Annotated in this window: 31 protein-coding genes; 1 reads left to right on the top strand and 30 read right to left on the bottom strand. The window is 58.8% G+C overall.

Annotated elements, in window-relative coordinates:
• Positions 1 to 23: 23 nt before the first annotated feature.
• The 30 genes from KW403_RS17835 to rpsL form a co-directional block, all read right to left on the bottom strand.
• The gene (locus tag KW403_RS17835; protein ID WP_223020747.1) at positions 24 to 1,034 is read right to left on the bottom strand and encodes a DNA-directed RNA polymerase subunit alpha; all 1,011 of its coding nucleotides are present in this window, start codon (positions 1,032 to 1,034) and stop codon (positions 24 to 26) included.
• A gap of 95 nt (positions 1,035 to 1,129) precedes the next feature.
• On the bottom strand, positions 1,130 to 1,519 hold the full coding sequence (rpsK, locus tag KW403_RS17840) for a 30S ribosomal protein S11 (RefSeq protein WP_007009537.1): 390 nt from the start codon (positions 1,517 to 1,519) through the stop codon (positions 1,130 to 1,132).
• A 91-nt stretch (positions 1,520 to 1,610) separates the two neighbouring features.
• Positions 1,611 to 1,979 carry a 30S ribosomal protein S13 gene (rpsM, locus tag KW403_RS17845; RefSeq protein WP_223020748.1) on the bottom strand — a complete coding sequence of 123 codons (369 nt, stop codon included), beginning with the start codon at positions 1,977 to 1,979 and terminating at the stop codon, positions 1,611 to 1,613.
• A gap of 200 nt (positions 1,980 to 2,179) precedes the next feature.
• Complete coding sequence (locus KW403_RS17850) at positions 2,180 to 2,764, bottom strand: adenylate kinase (protein WP_223020749.1); 585 nt, start codon at positions 2,762 to 2,764, stop codon at positions 2,180 to 2,182.
• Positions 2,761 to 4,101: a preprotein translocase subunit SecY gene (gene secY, locus KW403_RS17855; protein ID WP_223020750.1), complete on the bottom strand. Its 1,341-nt coding sequence runs from the start codon at positions 4,099 to 4,101 to the stop codon at positions 2,761 to 2,763. Before secY ends, KW403_RS17850 begins: the two co-directional genes overlap by 4 nt.
• 132 nt (positions 4,102 to 4,233) lie before the next feature.
• A complete protein-coding gene (gene rplO / locus KW403_RS17860) occupies positions 4,234 to 4,710 on the bottom strand; it encodes a 50S ribosomal protein L15 (protein ID WP_223020751.1) in 477 nt (158 codons plus the stop codon).
• Between the two features lie 19 nt (positions 4,711 to 4,729).
• A complete protein-coding gene (gene rpmD, locus KW403_RS17865) occupies positions 4,730 to 4,930 on the bottom strand; it encodes a 50S ribosomal protein L30 (protein WP_007009532.1) in 201 nt (66 codons plus the stop codon).
• A 66-nt stretch (positions 4,931 to 4,996) separates the two neighbouring features.
• Positions 4,997 to 5,554 carry a 30S ribosomal protein S5 gene (rpsE, locus tag KW403_RS17870; protein ID WP_007009531.1) on the bottom strand — a complete coding sequence of 186 codons (558 nt, stop codon included), beginning with the start codon at positions 5,552 to 5,554 and terminating at the stop codon, positions 4,997 to 4,999.
• An 81-nt stretch (positions 5,555 to 5,635) separates the two neighbouring features.
• Positions 5,636 to 5,995 (bottom strand): 50S ribosomal protein L18, encoded by a 360-nt coding sequence (gene rplR / locus KW403_RS17875; RefSeq protein ID WP_223020752.1) that lies wholly within the window; start codon positions 5,993 to 5,995, stop codon positions 5,636 to 5,638.
• 11 nt (positions 5,996 to 6,006) lie between these two features.
• Complete coding sequence (rplF, locus tag KW403_RS17880; RefSeq protein ID WP_223020753.1) at positions 6,007 to 6,540, bottom strand: 50S ribosomal protein L6; 534 nt, start codon at positions 6,538 to 6,540, stop codon at positions 6,007 to 6,009.
• Positions 6,541 to 6,578: 38 nt separating this feature from the next.
• Positions 6,579 to 6,977 carry a 30S ribosomal protein S8 gene (rpsH, locus tag KW403_RS17885; RefSeq protein WP_025030949.1) on the bottom strand — a complete coding sequence of 133 codons (399 nt, stop codon included), beginning with the start codon at positions 6,975 to 6,977 and terminating at the stop codon, positions 6,579 to 6,581.
• Between the two features lie 12 nt (positions 6,978 to 6,989).
• Complete coding sequence (gene rpsN / locus KW403_RS17890; RefSeq protein ID WP_007009526.1) at positions 6,990 to 7,295, bottom strand: 30S ribosomal protein S14; 306 nt, start codon at positions 7,293 to 7,295, stop codon at positions 6,990 to 6,992.
• Positions 7,296 to 7,322: 27 nt separating this feature from the next.
• Entirely contained in the window at positions 7,323 to 7,880 is a 558-nt protein-coding gene (gene rplE, locus KW403_RS17895) for a 50S ribosomal protein L5 (protein WP_065815256.1), read from the bottom strand.
• Positions 7,873 to 8,187, bottom strand: coding sequence for a 50S ribosomal protein L24 (rplX, locus tag KW403_RS17900; protein ID WP_223020754.1), 315 nt, complete (start codon positions 8,185 to 8,187; stop codon positions 7,873 to 7,875). The genes rplE and rplX overlap by 8 nt, the downstream gene beginning before the upstream one ends.
• Positions 8,188 to 8,199: 12 nt before the next feature.
• Positions 8,200 to 8,568: a 50S ribosomal protein L14 gene (gene rplN / locus KW403_RS17905; RefSeq protein WP_007009523.1), complete on the bottom strand. Its 369-nt coding sequence runs from the start codon at positions 8,566 to 8,568 to the stop codon at positions 8,200 to 8,202.
• Positions 8,569 to 8,632: 64 nt separating this feature from the next.
• Entirely contained in the window at positions 8,633 to 8,875 is a 243-nt protein-coding gene (gene rpsQ / locus KW403_RS17910; RefSeq protein WP_223020755.1) for a 30S ribosomal protein S17, read from the bottom strand.
• Positions 8,876 to 8,886: 11 nt separating this feature from the next.
• On the bottom strand, positions 8,887 to 9,087 hold the full coding sequence (rpmC, locus tag KW403_RS17915) for a 50S ribosomal protein L29 (RefSeq protein WP_223020756.1): 201 nt from the start codon (positions 9,085 to 9,087) through the stop codon (positions 8,887 to 8,889).
• A 14-nt stretch (positions 9,088 to 9,101) separates the two neighbouring features.
• Entirely contained in the window at positions 9,102 to 9,515 is a 414-nt protein-coding gene (rplP, locus tag KW403_RS17920) for a 50S ribosomal protein L16 (RefSeq protein ID WP_007009520.1), read from the bottom strand.
• Positions 9,516 to 9,535: 20 nt separating this feature from the next.
• The gene (gene rpsC, locus KW403_RS17925; RefSeq protein ID WP_223020757.1) at positions 9,536 to 10,243 is read right to left on the bottom strand and encodes a 30S ribosomal protein S3; all 708 of its coding nucleotides are present in this window, start codon (positions 10,241 to 10,243) and stop codon (positions 9,536 to 9,538) included.
• Entirely contained in the window at positions 10,243 to 10,632 is a 390-nt protein-coding gene (rplV, locus tag KW403_RS17930) for a 50S ribosomal protein L22 (protein WP_223020758.1), read from the bottom strand. The genes rpsC and rplV overlap by 1 nt, the downstream gene beginning before the upstream one ends.
• A gap of 2 nt (positions 10,633 to 10,634) precedes the next feature.
• Entirely contained in the window at positions 10,635 to 10,913 is a 279-nt protein-coding gene (rpsS, locus tag KW403_RS17935) for a 30S ribosomal protein S19 (protein WP_223020759.1), read from the bottom strand.
• Positions 10,914 to 10,929: 16 nt separating this feature from the next.
• Positions 10,930 to 11,766, bottom strand: coding sequence for a 50S ribosomal protein L2 (rplB, locus tag KW403_RS17940; protein ID WP_223020760.1), 837 nt, complete (start codon positions 11,764 to 11,766; stop codon positions 10,930 to 10,932).
• Positions 11,767 to 11,787: 21 nt separating this feature from the next.
• Complete coding sequence (locus tag KW403_RS17945; protein WP_007009515.1) at positions 11,788 to 12,081, bottom strand: 50S ribosomal protein L23; 294 nt, start codon at positions 12,079 to 12,081, stop codon at positions 11,788 to 11,790.
• On the bottom strand, positions 12,078 to 12,698 hold the full coding sequence (gene rplD / locus KW403_RS17950; RefSeq protein ID WP_223020761.1) for a 50S ribosomal protein L4: 621 nt from the start codon (positions 12,696 to 12,698) through the stop codon (positions 12,078 to 12,080). Before rplD ends, KW403_RS17945 begins: the two co-directional genes overlap by 4 nt.
• Positions 12,698 to 13,420 carry a 50S ribosomal protein L3 gene (gene rplC / locus KW403_RS17955; RefSeq protein ID WP_007009512.1) on the bottom strand — a complete coding sequence of 241 codons (723 nt, stop codon included), beginning with the start codon at positions 13,418 to 13,420 and terminating at the stop codon, positions 12,698 to 12,700. The genes rplD and rplC overlap by 1 nt, the downstream gene beginning before the upstream one ends.
• 84 nt (positions 13,421 to 13,504) lie before the next feature.
• Positions 13,505 to 13,813: a 30S ribosomal protein S10 gene (rpsJ, locus tag KW403_RS17960; protein ID WP_007009511.1), complete on the bottom strand. Its 309-nt coding sequence runs from the start codon at positions 13,811 to 13,813 to the stop codon at positions 13,505 to 13,507.
• 61 nt (positions 13,814 to 13,874) lie between these two features.
• Positions 13,875 to 15,050: an elongation factor Tu gene (gene tuf / locus KW403_RS17965; RefSeq protein ID WP_223020762.1), complete on the bottom strand. Its 1,176-nt coding sequence runs from the start codon at positions 15,048 to 15,050 to the stop codon at positions 13,875 to 13,877.
• Between the two features lie 75 nt (positions 15,051 to 15,125).
• The gene (fusA, locus tag KW403_RS17970; protein WP_223020763.1) at positions 15,126 to 17,216 is read right to left on the bottom strand and encodes an elongation factor G; all 2,091 of its coding nucleotides are present in this window, start codon (positions 17,214 to 17,216) and stop codon (positions 15,126 to 15,128) included.
• 27 nt (positions 17,217 to 17,243) lie between these two features.
• Entirely contained in the window at positions 17,244 to 17,714 is a 471-nt protein-coding gene (gene rpsG / locus KW403_RS17975) for a 30S ribosomal protein S7 (protein ID WP_007010617.1), read from the bottom strand.
• A 60-nt stretch (positions 17,715 to 17,774) separates the two neighbouring features.
• Positions 17,775 to 18,146 carry a 30S ribosomal protein S12 gene (gene rpsL / locus KW403_RS17980; RefSeq protein WP_009452848.1) on the bottom strand — a complete coding sequence of 124 codons (372 nt, stop codon included), beginning with the start codon at positions 18,144 to 18,146 and terminating at the stop codon, positions 17,775 to 17,777.
• A 465-nt stretch (positions 18,147 to 18,611) separates the two neighbouring features.
• Here rpsL and KW403_RS17985 point away from each other — a divergent pair, with 465 nt between their 5' ends.
• Positions 18,612 to 18,893 carry a transcriptional regulator gene (locus KW403_RS17985; protein WP_223020764.1) on the top strand — a complete coding sequence of 94 codons (282 nt, stop codon included), beginning with the start codon at positions 18,612 to 18,614 and terminating at the stop codon, positions 18,891 to 18,893.
• Positions 18,894 to 19,005 lie beyond the last annotated feature (112 nt).

Here is a 19,005-nt window from a genome sequence, read left to right on the forward strand (position 1 = left end):
CCGTCATGGCGGGCTCTACGGGCCTAGTATTGGTCTTCGTAGCGCTTGGCGAGTTCTTCGATGTTTTCCGGCGGCCAGTCCTCGACATCCATGCCGAGGTGGAGGCCCATCGAAGCCAGCACTTCCTTGATTTCGTTGAGCGACTTGCGGCCGAAATTCGGCGTGCGCAGCATCTCGGCTTCGGTCTTCTGGATCAGATCGCCGATATACACGATGTTGTCGTTCTTCAGGCAGTTTGCAGAGCGAACCGAGAGCTCCAGCTCGTCCACCTTCTTGAGAAGCGCCGGGTTGAAAGCGAGCTCGGCCACCTGTTCGGCGGGCTGCTCCTTCTGCGGCTCTTCGAAGTTGACGAACAGTGCAAGCTGGTCCTGCAGGATGCGTGCGGCGAAAGCCACGGCATCCTCGCCCGTGACCGAACCGTTGGTCTCGATGGTCATGGTCAGCTTGTCATAGTCAAGAACCTGGCCCTCACGGGTGTTCTCAACCTTGTAGGAGACCTTCTTGACCGGCGAGTAAAGGCTGTCGACCGGGATCAGACCGATCGGGGCATCTTCTGCACGGTTTCGATCGGCGGGCACATAGCCCTTGCCGTTGTCGACAGTGAACTCCATGCGGATCTCCGCACCCTCATCGAGCGTGCAAAGCACGTGATCGGGATTCAGAACTTCCACATCGCCCACGGTCTGAATGTCACCTGCCGTTACGGCGCCTGGTCCCTGCTTGCGCACAACCATGCGCTTGGGGCCCTCGCCTTCCATGGAGAGCGCGATTTCCTTGATGTTGAGGACGATGTCCGTCACATCTTCGCGCACACCGGGGATTGACGAGAATTCATGCAACACACCATCGATCTGCACGGCGGTCACAGCTGCACCGCGAAGCGAGGAAAGCAGCACGCGACGCAGCGCATTGCCGAGCGTCAGACCAAAGCCACGTTCCAAAGGCTCAGCCACCAGTGTGGTGACGGTGCGGCCCTTGGACGAAAACTCGACCTTGTTCGGCTTGATTAGCTCTTGCCAGTTCTTCTGGATCATTCCGGGTTCCTTCCGTTACCCCGCCACCATCCAATCGTGACGGGCGCTCTGGAAACCGCAGAGGAGCGCAGACACGCTCGTGCAGCAAAACTCAACTATACGCGGCGCTTCTTGCGCGGGCGGCAACCATTGTGCGGGATCGGCGTCACATCGCGAATGGACGTGATGGTGAAGCCGGCAGCCTGCAGCGCGCGAAGCGCGGACTCACGGCCCGAACCAGGGCCGGAAACCTCGACCTCGAGCGTGCGCATGCCGTGTTCGGCAGCCTTGCGGGCACAATCCTCGGCAGCGACCTGTGCGGCAAACGGCGTCGACTTGCGCGAGCCCTTGAAGCCCTGAGCGCCTGCGGAAGACCAGGCAATTGCATTGCCCTGTGCATCCGTAATGGTGATCATCGTGTTGTTGAAGCTCGAATTGACGTGAGCAACACCCGACGAGATATTCTTACGTTCGCGACGACGAACGCGTGCGGCTTCCTTGGCCATAATCTTCCTTTCAGTCGATCTCTACACCGCCGTAACGCCAGCGGCTCCACCTGAGAAAAGCCGCGCTTTATGAAAGCGCGGCCAACCCAAATTACTTCTTCTTGCCGGCAATTGCCTTGGCAGGGCCCTTCCGGGTGCGTGCATTGGTGTGCGTACGCTGTCCGCGGACCGGAAGCGAACGACGGTGACGCAGACCGCGGTAACAGCCCAGATCCATCAAACGCTTGATGTTCATTGAAACTTCGCGGCGAAGATCACCCTCGACGCGCAGGTCACGGTCGATCGTCTCGCGGATCGCAAGAATCTCCGCATCGGTCAGCTCGCTAACGCGACGCTCCAGCGGAATGTTAACCTGCTTGACGATTTCCCCGGCGGTCTTGGGACCGATGCCGTGGATGTACTGAAGCGCGATCACCACGCGCTTGTTGGTCGGAATATTGACGCCTGCAATACGGGCCATCTTCTTCTCCATGTGAGCCGGTTCCCCGGCGCTTCGTTTACCCGCGTCCGGTGGAGGCCGGCCCTTGCGGGAGATGAGTGTTCCTACAAACAAGAAGGCCGAGCCTGACGGCCCGACCAACGAACCGTTCGATCAGGAGACCGGCTGGCATTAATGGATAAACGCCAGATAGTCAAGCACGGGATCGAGCCCTTGCCGGTTCAGAGCGAAGCGAGAACCTGCTCGATCTCGCCCGTGACCTCGTCAATGGACTTCATGCCGTCGACCCGGCGCAAGAATCCCTTGGCGTGATAATAGCCAATGAGGGCCGCAGTCTTCTTGTAATACTCGCGCAACCGTTCGTCGAAGACCTCGGCGTTGTCATCCTTGCGCGGCGTCTGACCGGCAGCGATGGCATCTTGCGCGCGCTTTTCAATTCGACCAACAAGTGCGGCATCATCGACAACAAGTTCTATCGTCGCATCAAGCTTGACCTCGCGATCAGCGAGCATCGCCTCAACAGCATCGGCCTGGGCAAGCGTACGCGGGTAACCATCAAGAATGAAACCGTTCGCACAGTCAGGCTGATCAATACGTTCGGCCACGATGGCATTCACGATTTCATCGGACACCAGTTCACCGGCGTCCATCACTGCCTTGGCACGCTTTCCAACTTCGGTTCCAGCAGCGACAGCTGCCCGCAACATGTCACCCGTGGAGAGTTGCGGAACGCCGTGCTTCTCGACCAGCCGCTGGGCCTGCGTGCCCTTCCCCGCTCCCGGCGGTCCAAGAAGTATAAGCCTCATCGTCCCCTCTTACCCCCACGCAACTTAGATTTCTTGATCAGGCCCTCATACTGATGGGCAATGAGATGCCCCTGCATCTGCGCAACCGTATCCAGCGTGACGCTTACAACGATCAGCAGAGAGGTGCCGCCAAGATAGAAAGGCACACCGGTCGCGGAAATAAGGAACTCCGGCAGAAGGCAGATCAAGACAAGATAGATGGCGCCGATCACAGTGATGCGCGTCAAGACATAGTCGATATACTCGGCAGTGCGCTCACCAGGGCGGTATCCCGGGATAAAGCCGGAATGCTTCTTCAGCTGGTCAGCCGTCTCTTTCGGGTTGAAGACGATTGCCGTGTAAAAGAAGGCGAAGAAAGCAATAAGCGCCGCATAAAGGAACATGAAGAGGGGCTGGCCGTGACCGAGCGAGGCCAGCATCGTGGACGCCCAGGCAGGCAATTGCGTGGTATCGGAGAAACCGGCAACTGTCGCAGGCAGAAGCAGCAACGATGACGCGAAAATCGGCGGGATCACCCCGGCGGTGTTCAGCTTGAGCGGCAGGTGCGAAGTATCACCCTGGAACATGCGGTTGCCGACCTGTCGCTTCGGATACTGGATCAGCAGGCGGCGCTGGGCGCGCTCAAAGAACACGATTACGGCGATGACCGCCACGACCAACACGATGATCCCAAGGATCAACCCCGTCGAAAGCGCGCCAGTCCGGCCGAGCTCAAGCGTTCCGCCGATGGCGGAGGGCAAACCAGCAACAATGCCGGAGAAGATGATCAGCGAAATACCGTTGCCTATGCCCCGAGCGGTGATCTGCTCGCCAAGCCACATCAGGAACATGGTGCCGCCAACCAGCGTGATGACCGCGGAAATGCGGAAGAACCAACCCGGATCCGCGACGATGTTCGCGCCACCCTCCAGTCCCACAGCGATGCCATAGGCCTGAACGGTCGCGAGTATCACCGTGCCATAACGGGTATACTGGTTGATGACCTTGCGGCCCTGTTCTCCTTCCTTCTTCAGCTGCTCAAGCGACGGGACAACCGACGTCATGAGCTGCATGATGATGGACGCAGAAATGTAAGGCATGATGCCGAGGGCGAAAATCGCCATGCGCTCCACGGCGCCGCCAGCAAACATGTTGAACATGCCCAGAACGCCGCCAGACTGCTGCTGGAAGGCCTGGGCAAATGCTTCGGGATTGATGCCGGGCATCGGGATGTAAGTGCCAAGGCGGTAAACCAACAACGCTCCGAGCGTGAACCAGATGCGCTTTTTGAGATCCTCAGCCTTCGCGAAGGCCGCGAAATTGAGATTGGACGCAAGCTGTTCCGCTGCCGATGCCATGAAGAATTCTCCGCTTCGTCATGCCCCGCAGATTTTCGAATCGATACGGGCACACGTTGTCGAAAACCCGAAATAGGGTCTGACAGGCATAGATGCAAGCGGCGGACAATCGCCCGCCGCTTGTGGATCAGATTACTCGGCCTTAGCCGCTGCTTCGAGCAGTTTAACCGTTCCGCCGGCCTTCTCGATTTTCTCGATGGCAGCCTTGGACGCACCAGCGACTTCGAGGGAGACCTTCGTCTTCAATTCACCATCGCTGAGAACGCGAACACCGTCCTTCGCACGGCGCAGAACACCGGCAGAAACGAGCGCTGCCACATCGATGACGGCCTTGCCGTCAAGCTTCTTGGCGTCGATCGCGGCCTGGATACGGCCCAGCGAGACTTCGTTGAAGTCGTTGCTGAAAATGTTCTTGAAGCCGCGCTTGGGCAGACGGCGATAGAGCGGCATCTGGCCACCCTCGAAGCCGTTGATCGACACACCGGAGCGTGACTTCTGGCCCTTGACGCCGCGACCACCGGTCTTGCCGGTACCGGAGCCGATGCCACGGCCAACGCGCTTGCGCGACTTGGTGGCGCCTTCTTTATCCCTGAGTTCATTCAGTTTCATAATATCGCTCCTGGGATCTTCAGGCCTCGTCCACGACGCGGACGAGATGCTGCACCGACGCGATCATGCCGCGTACGGACGGCGTGTCCTCAAGCGTGGAACGGCGGTGCATCTTGTTCAAACCAAGGCCGATCAGCGTCTGACGCTGGCTGGCCGGGCGGCGGATCGGGCTGCCGATCTGTTCGACGGTGACCGTCTTGCCCTTCTTCTTCTCTGCCATCTTCATCAATCCTTGCAAACCTGGCGATCTAAGCCCGTGTAAACACGGGCTGATCTGCCGTGATCCTTATTCCTCACCACCAGCGGCAGCGCCACGGCGCGCCTGGAGCGTGGAATATTTAATGCCGCGCTGAGCAGCAACGTCCTTGGGATGCAACTGATGCTTCAGGGCATCGAAAGTGGCACGAACCATGTTGTAAGGGTTCGAGGAGCCGAGCGACTTGGCAACGACGTCCTGAACGCCGAGCGTCTCGAACACGGCGCGCATCGGACCACCGGCAATGATGCCGGTACCGGGCTTGGCGGCACGCAGGAGAACACGGCCGGCACCATGACGGCCCGAAACATCGTGGTGAAGCGTACGACCGCCACGCAGCGGGACGAAGACCATGTCGCGCTTGGCACTCTCAGTTGCCTTGCGGATGGCTTCCGGCACTTCGCGTGCCTTGCCATGACCGAAACCAACGCGGCCCTTCTGATCGCCGACCACGACGAGTGCGGCGAAACCGAAACGACGGCCGCCCTTCACCACCTTGGCGACGCGATTGATATGTACAAGCTTGTCGACGAACTCGCTGTCGCGCTCTTCGCGCTCGCGGCGATCGTCCCTACGTCCTTGTGCCATTGCCCTTTTCCTTGTTCTTTTCCGGAAGCACGGGGTTGAAAATGATAATCCGGGCGCTCCCTTGAGAAGCGCCCGAACGGTTTAGAACTTCAGGCCACCTTCGCGGGCAGCATCGGCCAGAGCCTTGACGCGACCGTGAAAGAGGTAAGGACCGCGGTCGAAAACCACTTCCTCTACGCCTGCCTTCTTGGCCCGCTCTGCCACCAGCTTGCCAACGGCTGCGGCAGCAGCGGCGTCGGCGCCGGTCTTGATCTGGCCCTTGATATCCTTGTCGAGGGTCGATGCAGCCGCGAGCGTGTGGCCCTTGGCGTCGTCGATAACCTGGACATAGATGTTCTTCGAGGAACGGTAAACCGAAAGACGAGGCTGGCCATTGGAGACCGCCTTGATCTTCCGGCGAACACGTCCCGCACGCCGCTTGACGGAGACTTTCGAGACCATGGTTCGAGTTCCTACTTCTTCTTACCTTCTTTGCGAACGATCGTCTCGTCCGCATATTTGACGCCCTTGCCCTTATACGGCTCGGGGCCACGCTTCTTGCGAATCTCGGCCGCAACCTGACCGACAACCTGCTTGTCGATGCCGGCGATCACGATTTCGGTCGGCTTCGGACAGCTGATGCTGATTCCTTCCGGAGCCTCGTAAATCACTTCGTGGCTGTAGCCAAGCGAAAGCTGCAGGTTTTTTCCCTGCATCGCCGCACGGTAACCAACGCCGTTGATCTCAAGCCGCTTTTCGAACCCGTCCTTCACCCCCTGGAGGATGTTGGAGATCTGCGTGCGCGACATGCCCCATTTGGAGCGTGCGTCCTTCGACTGGTCACGCGGATCGACGGCAATCGCGTCATTTTCAAGCTTAACCAGAACCTCGTCGTTGACGACGAACTTCAGTTCACCTTTCGGCCCCTTGGCCGTCACGGTCTGGCCCTCGACCTGGGCGGTGACGCCCTGCGGAACCGGTACCGGCTTTTTGCCAATGCGAGACATTTGTCTGCCCTCGTTATTTGCGTGCGCTATCTGCCCGATCAGAAGATCTGGCAGAGCACCTCGCCGCCCACATTCTGTTCGCGCGCCTCATGATCGGCCATCACGCCCTTCGGCGTCGAAAGGATGGCGATACCGAGACCATTGGCGACCTGCGGGATGGATTTCACCGACACGTAAACGCGACGGCCCGGCTTCGAAACACGCGCGATCTCACGGATCACAGAGCCGCCTTCAGCATATTTCAGTTCGATTTCGATCTCGGACTTGCCGTTGTCGTAGTCGATCTGGCTGTAATCGCGGATATAGCCCTCGGACTTCAGCACGTCGAGCACACGGGCACGAAGACGCGAAGCCGGGGTGGACACCTTCGGCTTGTTACGGCCGATGGCATTGCGGATACGGGTCAGCATATCGCCGAGCGGATCATTCACAGACATCGTTCTTACCCCTTACCAGCTCGACTTGACCAGGCCGGGGATCAACCCGTTATTGCCCAGTTCACGCAATGCAACGCGCGACATCTTCAGCTTGCGGTAATACGCACGCGGACGCCCGGTCACATCGCACCGGTTGCGGATACGCGTCTTAGACGAGTTGCGCGGGAGAGCAGCAAGCTTGAGCTGCGCCTGGAAACGCTCCTCAATCGGCTTAGACTGGTCCTTGACGATCGCCTTCAGCTCTGCGCGCTTGGCAGCGTAGCGATCGACCATTTTACGCCGACGCTTGTTCTTTTCGACTGCGCTGACTTTTGCCATTTAAATTGTCCTTCTTCTCGCCTGCCGTTACTGCCGGAACGGGAAGTTGAAGGCCTTGAGCAAGGCCCGCGCTTCGTCGTCGGTTTTTGCAGTCGTACAAACGATGATGTCCATTCCCCAGATCTGATCGACCTGATCGTAATTGATCTCGGGGAACACGATATGCTCTTTCAGACCCATGGCGAAGTTGCCACGGCCGTCAAAGCTCTTCGGGTTCAGACCGCGGAAGTCGCGGACGCGCGGCAGCGCGATCGTCACGAGACGGTCCAGAAATTCATACATGCGGTCCTTGCGCAGGGTCACCTTGGCGCCGAGCGGCATGCCCTCACGAACCTTGAACCCAGCAATCGACTTAGATGCACGCGTGATGACCGGCTTCTGACCGGCGATCTTGGCGAGATCCTCTGCAGCCGAGGTCGGCTTCTTCGAATCGCCCGTCGCCTCACCAACCCCCATGTTGATGACGATCTTGTCGATGCGCGGCACCTGCATCTCATTGTCATACTTGAAGGTATCGAGAAGTTCCTTGCGGATCACCTCGTCATACTTCTTCTTCCAGCGCGGCTGGTACTGAGCATTAGCCATCGATCAATTCTCCAGAGCGCTTCGCCACGCGCACCTTCTTGCCATCTTCCTGGACCTTGAAGCCAACACGGGTTGGCTTGCCGTCCTTCGGATCGGCCAGCGCCAGGTTCGACAGGTGGATTGGCGCTTCCTTCGTAATGATGCCGCCATCTGCCTGAGCGGACTGCTTCTGATGGCGGCGAACCAGGTTGACACCGCGCACAAGCGCCTTGTCTTCCTTCGGCATCACCTTCACCACTTCACCGGTACGGCCCTTGTCCTTGCCGGCGAGAACGACGACGTTGTCGCCTTTTTTGATCTTCTGCATATCCCCGGCCTCCTAGAGCACTTCCGGCGCGAGTGAAATGATTTTCATATGGTTCTTGGCGCGGAGTTCGCGCGGAACCGGTCCGAAAATACGCGTGCCAACGGGCTCTTTCTTGTTGTCGACGAGAACAGCTGCGTTCTTGTCGAAACGGATGACGCTGCCGTCTGCGCGGCGAATGTCCTTCGCCGTGCGCACAACAACCGCCTTCATCACGTCGCCCTTCTTCACGCGGCCGCGCGGGATCGCCTCTTTCACGGAGACGACAATGATGTCGCCCACGGAGGCATACTTCCGCTTCGAACCGCCAAGCACCTTGATGCACATGACACGACGGGCGCCGGAATTGTCCGCCACATCGAGGTTTGTTTGCATCTGAATCATGACTGGCCGCCTTCTCGTTCAATGGAAAGCGGTTCAGATATTCCGCTTTCCGGCAATTTCAATGTTATTGTGCCTGGGCGTCTTTAAGGACGACCCAATTCTTGTCCTTCGAAATCGGCGCGGTCTCCTGAATCATGACCACATCACCGACCTTGCACGCATTCTCTTCGTCATGCGCCTTGTACTTCTTGGACATACGCACCGTCTTTTTCATCATCGGATGGGTAAAGCGACGCTCGACACGGACGACAACAGTCTTGTCGTTCTTGTCGCTCACCACGGTGCCCTGCAAAACGCGCTTTGGCATATTCGCTGTCCTCAGGCCTTGCTGTCGGCCGACTTCTCGGCCGCGATTGTCTTGATGCGCGCAATATCCCTACGGATTTCTTTCACGCGCGCGGTTTTTTCGAGCTGTCCGGTCGCTTTCTGGAAGCGAAGGTTAAACTGCTCTTTCTTGAGTTTTGTCAGCTCATCGGTGAGCTGGTCCGGCGTCATCGCCCTGACATCAACAGCCTTCATAGCGTTCGCCTTTCCTACTCTGCAATACGCTGCACGAAGCGCGTCTTGACCGGCAGCTTTGCAGCGCCCAGACGCAACGCTTCACGCGCAATGTCTGCACCCACGCCATCGATCTCAAACATGACGCGGCCGGGCTTAACACGGCAGGCCCAATAGTCAACGGAGCCCTTGCCCTTACCCATACGAACTTCGGTCGGCTTTGAGGTGACCGGTAGGTCCGGGAAGATACGGATCCATACGCGACCCTGACGCTTCATATAGCGGGTGATCGCGCGGCGGGCCGCTTCAATCTGGCGCGCGGTAACGCGCTCCGGCTCGAGAGCCTTCAGACCGAAGGACCCGAAGTTGAGTTCCGTGCCGCCCTTGGCAGCGCCGTGAATACGGCCCTTGAACTGCTTGCGGAACTTTGTGCGCTTTGGTTGCAGCATCGTTCTCTACTCCAAAATTCCTAAGCGTTCTCGCGACGCCGGTTGCTGCTACCGCCCTGGTCACCCTCGGTGGCACGGCGTTCGGAAGCCATTGGATCATGCTCAAGGATCTCGCCCTTGAAGACCCACACCTTCACGCCGCAAATGCCATAAGCGGTCTTTGCTTCGGCGGTGCCGTAATCGACATCGGCGCGCAGCGTGTGCAGCGGAACACGACCCTCGCGGTACCATTCCATGCGAGCGATTTCCGCACCGCCGAGACGACCCGCACAGTTGATGCGGATGCCCTCGGCACCAAGACGCATGGCCGACTGTACGGCACGCTTCATGGCACGGCGGAAAGCCACACGGCGCTCGAGCTGCTGAGCGATCGACTGAGCGATCAGAGTGGCATCGATCTCCGGCTTGCGGACTTCGACGATGTTCAAATGCGTTTCAGCATTCGTCATCTGCGAAACCTTGCGGCGCAGCTTCTCGATATCTGCACCCTTCTTGCCGATGATCAGACCCGGACGGGCAGAGTGAATGGTAACGCGGCACTTCTTGTGCGGGCGCTCGATCACGACTTTCGAGATGGCAGCCTGCTTCAGCTCCTTCTCGATATAGTTGCGGATCTTGAAATCCTCGTGCAACAAGTCGCCGTACTCGCCATCATTGGCGTACCAACGAGAGTCCCACGTGCGGTTGATACCGAGACGGAACCCGATCGGATTGATTTTCTGACCCATCAGGCGGCCTCCACTTTCTCTTCCACTTCGCGCACGACAATCGTCAGATGCGAAAATGGCTTCTCGATGCGGCTGGCGCGGCCACGACCACGCGCATGGAACCGCTTCATGACAATCGACTTACCGACATGGGCTTCGGCCACGACCAGCGCATCCACGTCCAGGTCGTGATTGTTTTCCGCATTCGCGATCGCCGATTCCAGCGTCTTCTTGACGGTATCGGCGATCCGCTTCCGCGAAAACTCCAGGTCGGCGAGCGCGGTCGCCACCTTCTTGCCACGGATCATCGCAGCAACGAGGTTCAGCTTCTGCGGGCTGACGCGGATCGTGCGCAATACGGCACGGGCCTCATTGTCAGCAAGCCTGCGCGGCGCTTTGGCCTTGCCCATCGTTATTTCCTCTTTGCCTTCTTGTCCGCCCCATGGCCGTAATAGGTGCGGGACGGAGCAAATTCACCAAACTTGTGACCGACCATCTCCTCGGAGACGGAAACGGGAATGTGTTTCTGGCCGTTGTAAACACCGAAGGTCAAACCCACGAACTGGGGCAGAATGGTGGAGCGACGGCTCCACATCTTGATGACCTCGTTACGGCCGCTATCGCGCACCTTCTCGGCCTTCTTCAGAAGATAGCCGTCGACGAAGGGGCCTTTCCAGACTGAACGGGACACTTGCCGCTACCTTTCCTTAGCTCTTGCGCTTGTGGCGCGAGCGCATGATGAACTTGTCGGTCGACTTGTTCGACCGGGTCTTCATGCCCTTTGTGGGTTTGCCCCAGGGCGACACAGGGTGACGGCCACCGGAGGTACGGCCTTCACCACCACCATGGGGGTGATCGACCGGGTTCATGACAACACCGCGGTTGTGCGGACGCTTGCCCATCCAGCGCTTGCGGCCTGCCTTGCCCAGGCTGACATTGCCGTGGTCAGGGTTGGAAACCGCACCCACCGTCGCGAAACAACGGCCCGAAACCAGGCGCTGCTCACCGGAATTGAGACGCAGGATCGCCATGCCCTGGTCACGACCGACCAGCTGAACATATGCACCGGCCGAACGCGCGATCTGGCCGCCCTTTTCAGGCTTCATCTCGACGTTGTGAACGATCGTACCGATAGGCATTGCCGCGAGCGGCATTGCATTGCCCGGCTTCACGTCGACCGCCTTTTCACTGGCGATGACCTTGTCGCCTGCAGCCAGACGCTGCGGCGCCAAGATGTAGGACAGCTCACCATCTTCATAGCGAACCAGCGCGATGAACGCCGTGCGGTTCGGATCGTACTCAATACGCTCAACCGTTGCCGACACGTCGAGCTTGCGACGCTTAAAATCGATCAGACGGTAGGTGCGCTTGTGACCACCGCCCTGGAAGCGCGCGGTGATGCGACCCGTGTTGTTGCGGCCGCCCTTGCCCGTCAAACCCTGGGTCAGACCCTTAACGGGCTTGCCCTTGTGAAGGCCGGAGCGGTCAACGATGACCAGCTGACGCTGGCCTGGGGTTACCGGTTTAAACTTCTTCAGTGCCATTGTCTCTTCCTCGCCGCCCGATTAGAGGCCAGTCGCGATATCGATGGAATGACCTTCGGCCAGCGTGACGATCGCTTTCTTCACGTCGCTCTGGCGGCCAATCGTTCCGCGAAAACGCTTCACCTTGCCCTTGCGAACAAGCGTATTGACACCGGTCACCTTGACGCCGAAGAGCGCCTCGACAGCAGCCTTGATTTCCGGCTTCGTCGCCTTGCGGTCCACATTGAAGACCACCTGGTTGTTCTCCGACGCCATGGTCGATTTCTCGGTGATCGCCGGGCTGACGATCACGTCATAGTGGCGAAGCTCCGTCATTTGAAACGCTCCTCAAGGGCCTCGACGGCGGCCTTGGAAAGGACCAGCGTGCCGCGGCGCAGAATGTCGTACACATTGATGCCCTGCACTGGCAGAACGTCGATGTTGGCGATGTTTTGAGCGGCACGCTTGAAGCCGGCGTCGACCTCCGCACCGCCAATCAGAAGAGCGTTGCTCAGACCAAGCTTGGCAAAGCTTTCAACGAGAGACTTCGTCTTGCCGTCTGCAAGAGCCAGATCATCGATGATGATGAGGCTGGAGTCTTTCGCCTTGGCCGACAAAGCGTGCTTCAGACCGAGCGCACGGACCTTCTTGGGAAGATCGTGGCTGTGGTCGCGAACGACCGGGCCATGAGCTCGGCCACCACCACGGAACTGCGGCACGCGGGCAGATGAGTGACGGGCACGGCCCGTACCCTTCTGACGGTACATCTTGGCACCGGTGCGCGCGATTTCCGAGCGTCCCTTGGTCTTGTGCGTGCCCTGCTGCTTTTTTGCAAGCTGCCAGCGCACAACGCGATGAAGGATGTCTTCGCGGGGGTCCAGACCGAAAATCTCATCAGAGACCTTCAGCTTCCCGGCATCCTTGCCTGCGAGGGTCGTAACTTTAATGTCCATTATTCAGCCCCCTCGGTGGCGGCAGCTTCTTCAGCCTTAGCAGCACCATTGCTACGGATAGCGGCCGGCATCGGCACATTGTCTGGCAGCGGAGCCTTAACGGCGTCACGCACTGTGATCCAAGCACCCTTGGACCCAGGAACAGCACCACGAACCAGAATAAGGCCACGTTCAGTGTCGGTCGAAACGATTTCCAGATTCTGCGTGGTCACGCGATGCGCGCCCATGTGCCCGGCCATCTTCTTGCCCTTGAACACCTTGCCGGGGTCCTGACGCTGACCGGTCGAACCATGCGAACGGTGCGAGACCGAGTTACCATGGGTTGCACGACCGCCGCCAAAATTATGACGCTTCATGACACCCTGGAAGCCCTTACCGATCGAGGTGCCCGTCACATCGACCTTCTGGCCGGGGACGAAATGCTCGACCGTGATCTCTGCGCCGACATCAAGAAGATTGTCGGGAGACACACGGAACTCGGCCACCTTGGCCTTCGGCTCGACGGAAGCGGTCGCGAAATGGCCGCGCAACGCCTTCGACGTGTTTTTCACCTTGGCAAGTCCAACGCCAAGCTGAACCGCCGTGTAGCCGTTCTTCTCCTCGGTACGCTGCGCAACGACCTGACAGTTCTCCATGCGCAGAACCGTCACGGGCACATGCTCGCCCGCTTCGTTGTAGACGCGTGTCATACCGATCTTTTGTGCGATAACACCTGAACGCATCGGTTCGATTTCCTTTCGGGGTTCCCAGCTCCTCGCCCGTTGTCACAGGCAAAGGCTCGGGTTCCTGACTTTTTGTCTTGCGCCCTAGAGCTTGATCTCGACATCCACACCGGCAGCGAGGTCGAGCTTCATCAGCGCGTCGACCGTCTGCGGCGTCGGATCGACGATGTCGAGCAGCCGCTTGTGGGTGCGCATCTCGAACTGTTCGCGGCTCTTCTTGTCGATGTGAGGAGACCGGTTCACAGTAAATTTCTCGATGCGCGTGGGCAGCGGCACTGGGCCGCGCACGTTCGCGCCCGTGCGTTTCGCCGTAGACACGATTTCCCGCGTCGAGGCATCAAGAACGCGATGATCAAACGCCTTGAGGCGGATACGGATATTCTGTCCGTTCATGTGTCACTTCCTTGTTCCGCTGCGACGCGGTTAACCGCGCCGCGTCGGAGGGTTGCCGTTCTTACTCAGTGATCGATGCGACGATGCCGGCACCGACGGTGCGGCCGCCTTCACGGATAGCGAAGCGCAGCTTCTCTTCCATGGCGATCGGCACGATCAGCTCGACGTCGACCGTCACATTGTCGCCCGGCATCACCATTTCCGTGCCTTCGGGAAGCGAAACAACGCCCGTCACATCCGTCGTGCGGAAGTAGAACTGCGGACGGTAGTTCGTGAAGAACGGCGTATGACGGCCGCCCTCTTCCTTCGTCAGGATGTAGGCTTCTGCCTTGAACTTCGTGTGCGGCGTCACCGAACCCGGCTTGCAAAGAACCTGGCCGCGCTCAACGCCCTCACGGTCAACGCCGCGGATCAGCGCACCGATGTTGTCGCCAGCCTGGCCCTGATCGAGCAGCTTGCGGAACATCTCCACGCCGGTAACCGTCGTCTTCGTCGTGTCCTTGATGCCGACGATCTCGACTTCCTCACCGACCTTGATGATGCCGCGCTCAACGCGACCCGTCACAACCGTACCGCGGCCCGAAATCGAGAACACATCCTCGATCGGCATCAGGAACGGCTGGTCAACCGGACGCTCCGGCGTCGGGATGTAGGCGTCAACCTCGGCCATCAGCTTGCGGATCGCGTCTTCACCGATCTCCTTGTTGGAGTCTTCAAGAGCTGCGAGTGCAGAACCCTTGACGATCGGAATGTCGTCGCCCGGGAAGTCGTAGGACGACAGAAGCTCGCGAACCTCAAGCTCGACCAGCTCAAGAAGCTCTTCGTCGTCGACCTGGTCCACCTTGTTCAGGAACACCACGATCGCCGGAACGCCAACCTGACGGGCAAGCAGAATGTGCTCGCGCGTCTGAGGCATCGGGCCGTCAGCGGCCGAGCAAACCAGGATCGCGCCGTCCATCTGAGCAGCGCCCGTGATCATGTTCTTCACATAGTCGGCGTGGCCGGGGCAGTCGACGTGAGCATAGTGACGCGCATCCGTCTCATACTCGACATGCGCCGTCGAAATGGTGATGCCGCGCGCCTTCTCTTCAGGAGCGCCATCAATCTGGTCATAGGCGCGGAACTCGCCGAAATACTTCGTGATCGCTGCCGTCAATGACGTCTTGCCGTGGTCAACGTGACCAATCGTGCCGATGTTCACATGCGGCTTCGTACGCTCAAATTTACCTTTGGCCATGTGAGCTCTCCATTCCTTGTGCCCGTTCGGGCTCTTTCAACTGTCGATAATCCGTAACGAACGTGTCTGAGCGGATTACGCGTATTTCTTCTGGATCTCCTGCGCCACCGCGCTGGGAACCGGCTCATAGTGATCGAACTGCATCGTGTACTGGGCACGCCCCTGAGACATCGAACGCAACGTGTCGACGTATTTGAACATGTTGGCCAGAGGCACCATGGCATTGATCACCGTGGCGATACCGCGAGGCTCCTGCCCCTGGATCTGACCACGACGGCCGTTTAGGTCGCCGATAATGCTGCCCACATATTCTTCCGGCGTCACAACCTCGACCTTCATGATCGGCTCGAGAAGCTGAGCACCAGCTTTCTGGGCGCCTTCACGGAACGCTGCGCGAGCAGCGATCTCGAAGGCCAGAACCGATGAGTCGACGTCGTGGTAGGCACCGTCGATCAGCGTGGCTTTCACGCCGAGCATCGGGAAGCCAGCAACCGGACCGGAGGAAAGAACGCTCTCAATGCCCTTCTGAACACCGGGAATGTATTCCTTCGGAACCGAACCGCCAACGATCTTGGATTCGAACTCGAACTCTTCGCTCTCGGTATTCGGCGCAAAAACGATCTTGACGCGGGCGAACTGACCCGAACCACCGGACTGCTTCTTGTGGGTGTAGTCGATCTCCGCTTCACGGGTGATCGTCTCACGATAAGCAACCTGCGGCGCGCCAACATTGGCCTCGACCTTAAACTCACGCTTCAAGCGATCGACGATGATGTCGAGGTGAAGCTCGCCCATGCCGGCGATGATGGTCTGACCGGATTCTTCGTCCGACTTGACGCGGAAGGAAGGATCTTCAGCCGCCAGACGATTGAGCGCGAGGCCCATCTTTTCCTGGTCGCCCTTGGTCTTCGGCTCGATGGCGATCTGGATCACCGGATCCGGGAACTCCATGCGCTCCAGAATGACCGGTTTGGTCGGATCACAAAGCGTATCGCCCGTGGTGGTCTCCTTGAGGCCTGCAAGGGCGACAATATCGCCGGCGTAAGCCACTTCAAGGTCCGAGCGGGAGTTGGAGTGCATCTGCAGCATGCGGCCGATACGCTCACGCTTGTCCTTCACCGTATTGGCAAGCGACGCGCCCTTGTTCAACACACCCGAATAGATGCGGCAGAAGGTAAGCGAGCCGACGAAGGGGTCGTTCATGATCTTGAACGCAAGCATGGAGACCGGCTCTTCGTCAGACGACTTGCGCGCTATCTCTGCCTCAGTCTTGGGATCGATGCCCTTGATCGACGGAACGTCCATCGGAGAAGGCAGGAAGTCGACGACGGCGTCGAGCAAAGGCTGAACACCTTTGTTCTTGAAGGCAGAGCCGCAGAACATCGGGAAGAACTTGACTTCGATCGTGCCCTTGCGGATCAGCTTGCGGATCTCGTCATTCGAAGGCATCTCGCCCTCGAGGTAACGTTCCATCGCAGCTTCGTCCATCTCGACAGCAGCCTCGATGAGCATCTCGCGATACTCTTCCGCCTTCTCCTGGAGATCGGCAGGAATATCAACAATGTCCCATGCAGCACCGAGATTCTCGGACTGCCAGACGAGAGCCTTCATCTCGATAAGGTCGACCACGCCCGCAAAGTCATTCTCAGCGCCGATCGGCAGCTGCATAACGACAGCCTGAGCACCGAGACGGGTCTTGACCATCTCTGCAGAGCGATAGAAGTCGGCGCCGATCTTATCCATCTTGTTGCAGAAGATCATGCGCGGAACTTTATACTTGTCCGCCTGGCGCCAGACGGTTTCCGTCTGCGGCTCCACACCGGCATTCGCGTCGAGCAGCGCAACAGCACCATCGAGAACACGAAGCGAACGCTCGACTTCAATGGTGAAGTCCACGTGTCCGGGCGTGTCGATGATGTTGAAGCGACGCTTCTTGCCATCACGGCCTTCCCAGAAAGTGGTCGTCGCAGCAGACGTGATCGTGATGCCGCGCTCCTGCTCCTGCTCCATCCAGTCCATCGTCGCGGCACCGTCGTGCACTTCGCCGATCTTGTGGGACTTGCCGGTATAGAAAAGAATGCGCTCGGTCGTCGTCGTCTTGCCGGCGTCGATATGCGCCATGATACCGAAGTTGCGGTAGTCTTCGAGCTTATATTCGCGGGACATCGTCGTGTACCTCTTCGATCCGTAAGGCTACCAGCGGTAGTGCGAGAACGCGCGGTTGGCTTCAGCCATCTTGTGCGTGTCTTCGCGCTTCTTGACGGCAGTGCCGCGGTTGTTGGCCGCATCCAGCAGCTCACCGGACAAACGATCGACCATAGTCGTCTCGTTGCGCTTGCGTGCTGCAGAAATCAACCAGCGAATGGCCAAAGCCTGACGACGCTCGGGACGAACATCGACGGGCACCTGGTAGGTCGCACCACCAACACGGCGGGAACGAACCTCCACATGCGGAGCGACATTCTCAAGCGCCTGATGGAACACTCCAACAGGCTCCTGCTTCAACTTGTCTTCGACCTGCTCAAAGGCACCGTAAACGATGCGCTCTGCAGCGGACTTTTTGCCATCAAGCATGATGGCATTCATGAATTTCGTTACAACCGTGTCACCGAATTTCGGATCGGGGTTGATCTCTCGCTTTTCTGCGCGATGGCGTCGGGACATGTTTTTCGTCTCTTACCTTCGAAGGCCCGGCTCAAAAACAAAGCGCCGAAGCCGGGAAACCTACTTCGGACGCTTGGCGCCGTATTTGGAACGACGCTGCTTGCGGTTCTTCACACCCTGCGTGTCGAGCACACCACGGATAATGTGGTAGCGCACACCCGGAAGGTCCTTCACGCGACCGCCGCGGATCATCACCACGGAGTGCTCCTGAAGATTATGCCCTTCACCCGGGATATAACCGATGACCTCGAAGCCATTGGCAAGGCGGATCTTGGCCACCTTACGCATAGCCGAGTTCGGCTTTTTCGGCGTCGTGGTATAGACGCGCGTACAAACGCCCCGCTTCTGCGGGTTGGCCTGCATGGCCGGAACCTTATTGCGCTTAACCGGCGCAGTGCGCGGCTTGCGGATCAACTGGTTAACGGTAGGCATCAAACCTTCCCTTGTTACAATTCCGTGTCTCAAGCCCGAGGGCCGCTTCAAGAACAGCTTGCGTACATGCATAAAACCGGGCCAACAAACCGCTTTCGCGGTCTTGCCCGGACATACAGCAGAGGAAGCGTTTCCGCTTCGTGCGCCGCAAATTCTGTCACTCGCAAAAACGAACCCTGTTTGAGACCTGATCCAGGGCGTGTCGCCCCGAAAGAAAAAGCCTCACATCGGCTCGGACGAAGCGGGTATTACTCGTATGTCGGTTAACCGTCAACCCCAGATGCGCAATTATCTGCCGGGAAACGCCCTATCGAGGCGCCTGGAGACGACGACGACAGATTATTGCTTGTCTGGGCGGGTTTTCGACCTGAATCCACGCTTCGGCTCTGTCAATTTCCAAGTCATCATGCGAGAAAAAGGCCCTGAAAGCGGGCCCTGGCAGCCCGGAAAGAATCAGGGAAGACCATGACCGAATCCGAAGAGCGCGCCGTCACCATCATTACCGGACGAGTCTGGCGTGAAAAGGGCGATGACAGTGAGGGCGTGCATATCATGCTGCTTGCTCCGGACGACGACACGGCGGTGCGGCTCGCACTCGAAGCACTTGCACGCGAAGGCTATGCGGAAGCCGAACTGGATCGCATTGGCGACATGGAAGGCGAACCCGATGAGGAGCCGCATCTCTCCGCATGGCAAGGTGCGCTTGAAGGCGAGATCGCGATCGTCACCTTCGACGAACCGATCTGACGCCAATCGCCGGGCAACCGGACCAACCTCGAATTTCCAGCGACAATATTGTGACGCATAGAAAAAGGCCGCCGGATCGCTCCGGCGGCCTTTTGTCTCGTGTCCAGTGCGA

It is taken from the genome of Nitratireductor kimnyeongensis, from assembly GCF_019891395.1.
Lineage (GTDB): Bacteria > Pseudomonadota > Alphaproteobacteria > Rhizobiales > Rhizobiaceae > Nitratireductor > Nitratireductor kimnyeongensis.

Excerpts from the sequence above, each read along its gene's own strand:
- secY (WP_223020750.1), bottom strand. The coding sequence starts at position 4,101 with ATGGCATCGGCAGCGGAACAGCTTGCGTCCAATCTCAATTTCGCGGCC.
- rpsE (WP_007009531.1), bottom strand. The coding sequence starts at position 5,554 with ATGGCACAAGGACGTAGGGACGATCGCCGCGAGCGCGAAGAGCGCGAC.
- rplC (WP_007009512.1), bottom strand. The coding sequence starts at position 13,420 with ATGCGTTCAGGTGTTATCGCACAAAAGATCGGTATGACACGCGTCTAC.
- rplB (WP_223020760.1), bottom strand. The coding sequence starts at position 11,766 with ATGGCACTGAAGAAGTTTAAACCGGTAACCCCAGGCCAGCGTCAGCTG.
- rpsN (WP_007009526.1), bottom strand. The coding sequence starts at position 7,295 with ATGGCAAAAGTCAGCGCAGTCGAAAAGAACAAGCGTCGGCGTAAAATG.
- rpsG (WP_007010617.1), bottom strand. The coding sequence starts at position 17,714 with ATGTCCCGACGCCATCGCGCAGAAAAGCGAGAGATCAACCCCGATCCG.
- rplE (WP_065815256.1), bottom strand. The coding sequence starts at position 7,880 with ATGGCTAATGCTCAGTACCAGCCGCGCTGGAAGAAGAAGTATGACGAG.
- tuf (WP_223020762.1), bottom strand. The coding sequence starts at position 15,050 with ATGGCCAAAGGTAAATTTGAGCGTACGAAGCCGCATGTGAACATCGGC.
- rpmD (WP_007009532.1), bottom strand. The coding sequence starts at position 4,930 with ATGGCAGAGAAGAAGAAGGGCAAGACGGTCACCGTCGAACAGATCGGC.
- rpsK (WP_007009537.1), bottom strand. The coding sequence starts at position 1,519 with ATGGCCAAGGAAGCCGCACGCGTTCGTCGTCGCGAACGTAAGAATATC.
- KW403_RS17945 (WP_007009515.1), bottom strand. The coding sequence starts at position 12,081 with ATGACGGAGCTTCGCCACTATGACGTGATCGTCAGCCCGGCGATCACC.
- rpsL (WP_009452848.1), bottom strand. The coding sequence starts at position 18,146 with ATGCCTACCGTTAACCAGTTGATCCGCAAGCCGCGCACTGCGCCGGTT.
- rplX (WP_223020754.1), bottom strand. The coding sequence starts at position 8,187 with ATGCAGAAGATCAAAAAAGGCGACAACGTCGTCGTTCTCGCCGGCAAG.
- rpsQ (WP_223020755.1), bottom strand. The coding sequence starts at position 8,875 with ATGCCAAAGCGCGTTTTGCAGGGCACCGTGGTGAGCGACAAGAACGAC.
- rplF (WP_223020753.1), bottom strand. The coding sequence starts at position 6,540 with ATGTCTCGCATTGGCAAAAAGCCGGTACCGGTTCCGCAGGGCGTCACC.
- rplV (WP_223020758.1), bottom strand. The coding sequence starts at position 10,632 with ATGGGCAAGGCCAAAGCGCCGCGCAGGCTTGCTGACAATGAGGCCCGT.
- rpsJ (WP_007009511.1), bottom strand. The coding sequence starts at position 13,813 with ATGAACGGACAGAATATCCGTATCCGCCTCAAGGCGTTTGATCATCGC.
- rpsM (WP_223020748.1), bottom strand. The coding sequence starts at position 1,979 with ATGGCCCGTATTGCAGGCGTCAATATTCCGACCAACAAGCGCGTGGTG.
- rpsH (WP_025030949.1), bottom strand. The coding sequence starts at position 6,977 with ATGTCTGTGAATGATCCGCTCGGCGATATGCTGACCCGTATCCGCAAT.
- rplP (WP_007009520.1), bottom strand. The coding sequence starts at position 9,515 with ATGCTGCAACCAAAGCGCACAAAGTTCCGCAAGCAGTTCAAGGGCCGT.
- rpmC (WP_223020756.1), bottom strand. The coding sequence starts at position 9,087 with ATGAAGGCTGTTGATGTCAGGGCGATGACGCCGGACCAGCTCACCGAT.
- KW403_RS17835 (WP_223020747.1), bottom strand. The coding sequence starts at position 1,034 with ATGATCCAGAAGAACTGGCAAGAGCTAATCAAGCCGAACAAGGTCGAG.
- rpsC (WP_223020757.1), bottom strand. The coding sequence starts at position 10,243 with ATGGGTCAGAAAATCAATCCGATCGGGTTCCGTCTCGGTATCAACCGC.
- rplO (WP_223020751.1), bottom strand. The coding sequence starts at position 4,710 with ATGAAACTGAATGAACTCAGGGATAAAGAAGGCGCCACCAAGTCGCGC.
- rplN (WP_007009523.1), bottom strand. The coding sequence starts at position 8,568 with ATGATTCAGATGCAAACAAACCTCGATGTGGCGGACAATTCCGGCGCC.
- fusA (WP_223020763.1), bottom strand. The coding sequence starts at position 17,216 with ATGTCCCGCGAATATAAGCTCGAAGACTACCGCAACTTCGGTATCATG.
- rplD (WP_223020761.1), bottom strand. The coding sequence starts at position 12,698 with ATGGACATTAAAGTTACGACCCTCGCAGGCAAGGATGCCGGGAAGCTG.
- KW403_RS17985 (WP_223020764.1), top strand. The coding sequence starts at position 18,612 with ATGACCGAATCCGAAGAGCGCGCCGTCACCATCATTACCGGACGAGTC.
- KW403_RS17850 (WP_223020749.1), bottom strand. The coding sequence starts at position 2,764 with ATGAGGCTTATACTTCTTGGACCGCCGGGAGCGGGGAAGGGCACGCAG.
- rplR (WP_223020752.1), bottom strand. The coding sequence starts at position 5,995 with ATGGTCTCGAAAGTCTCCGTCAAGCGGCGTGCGGGACGTGTTCGCCGG.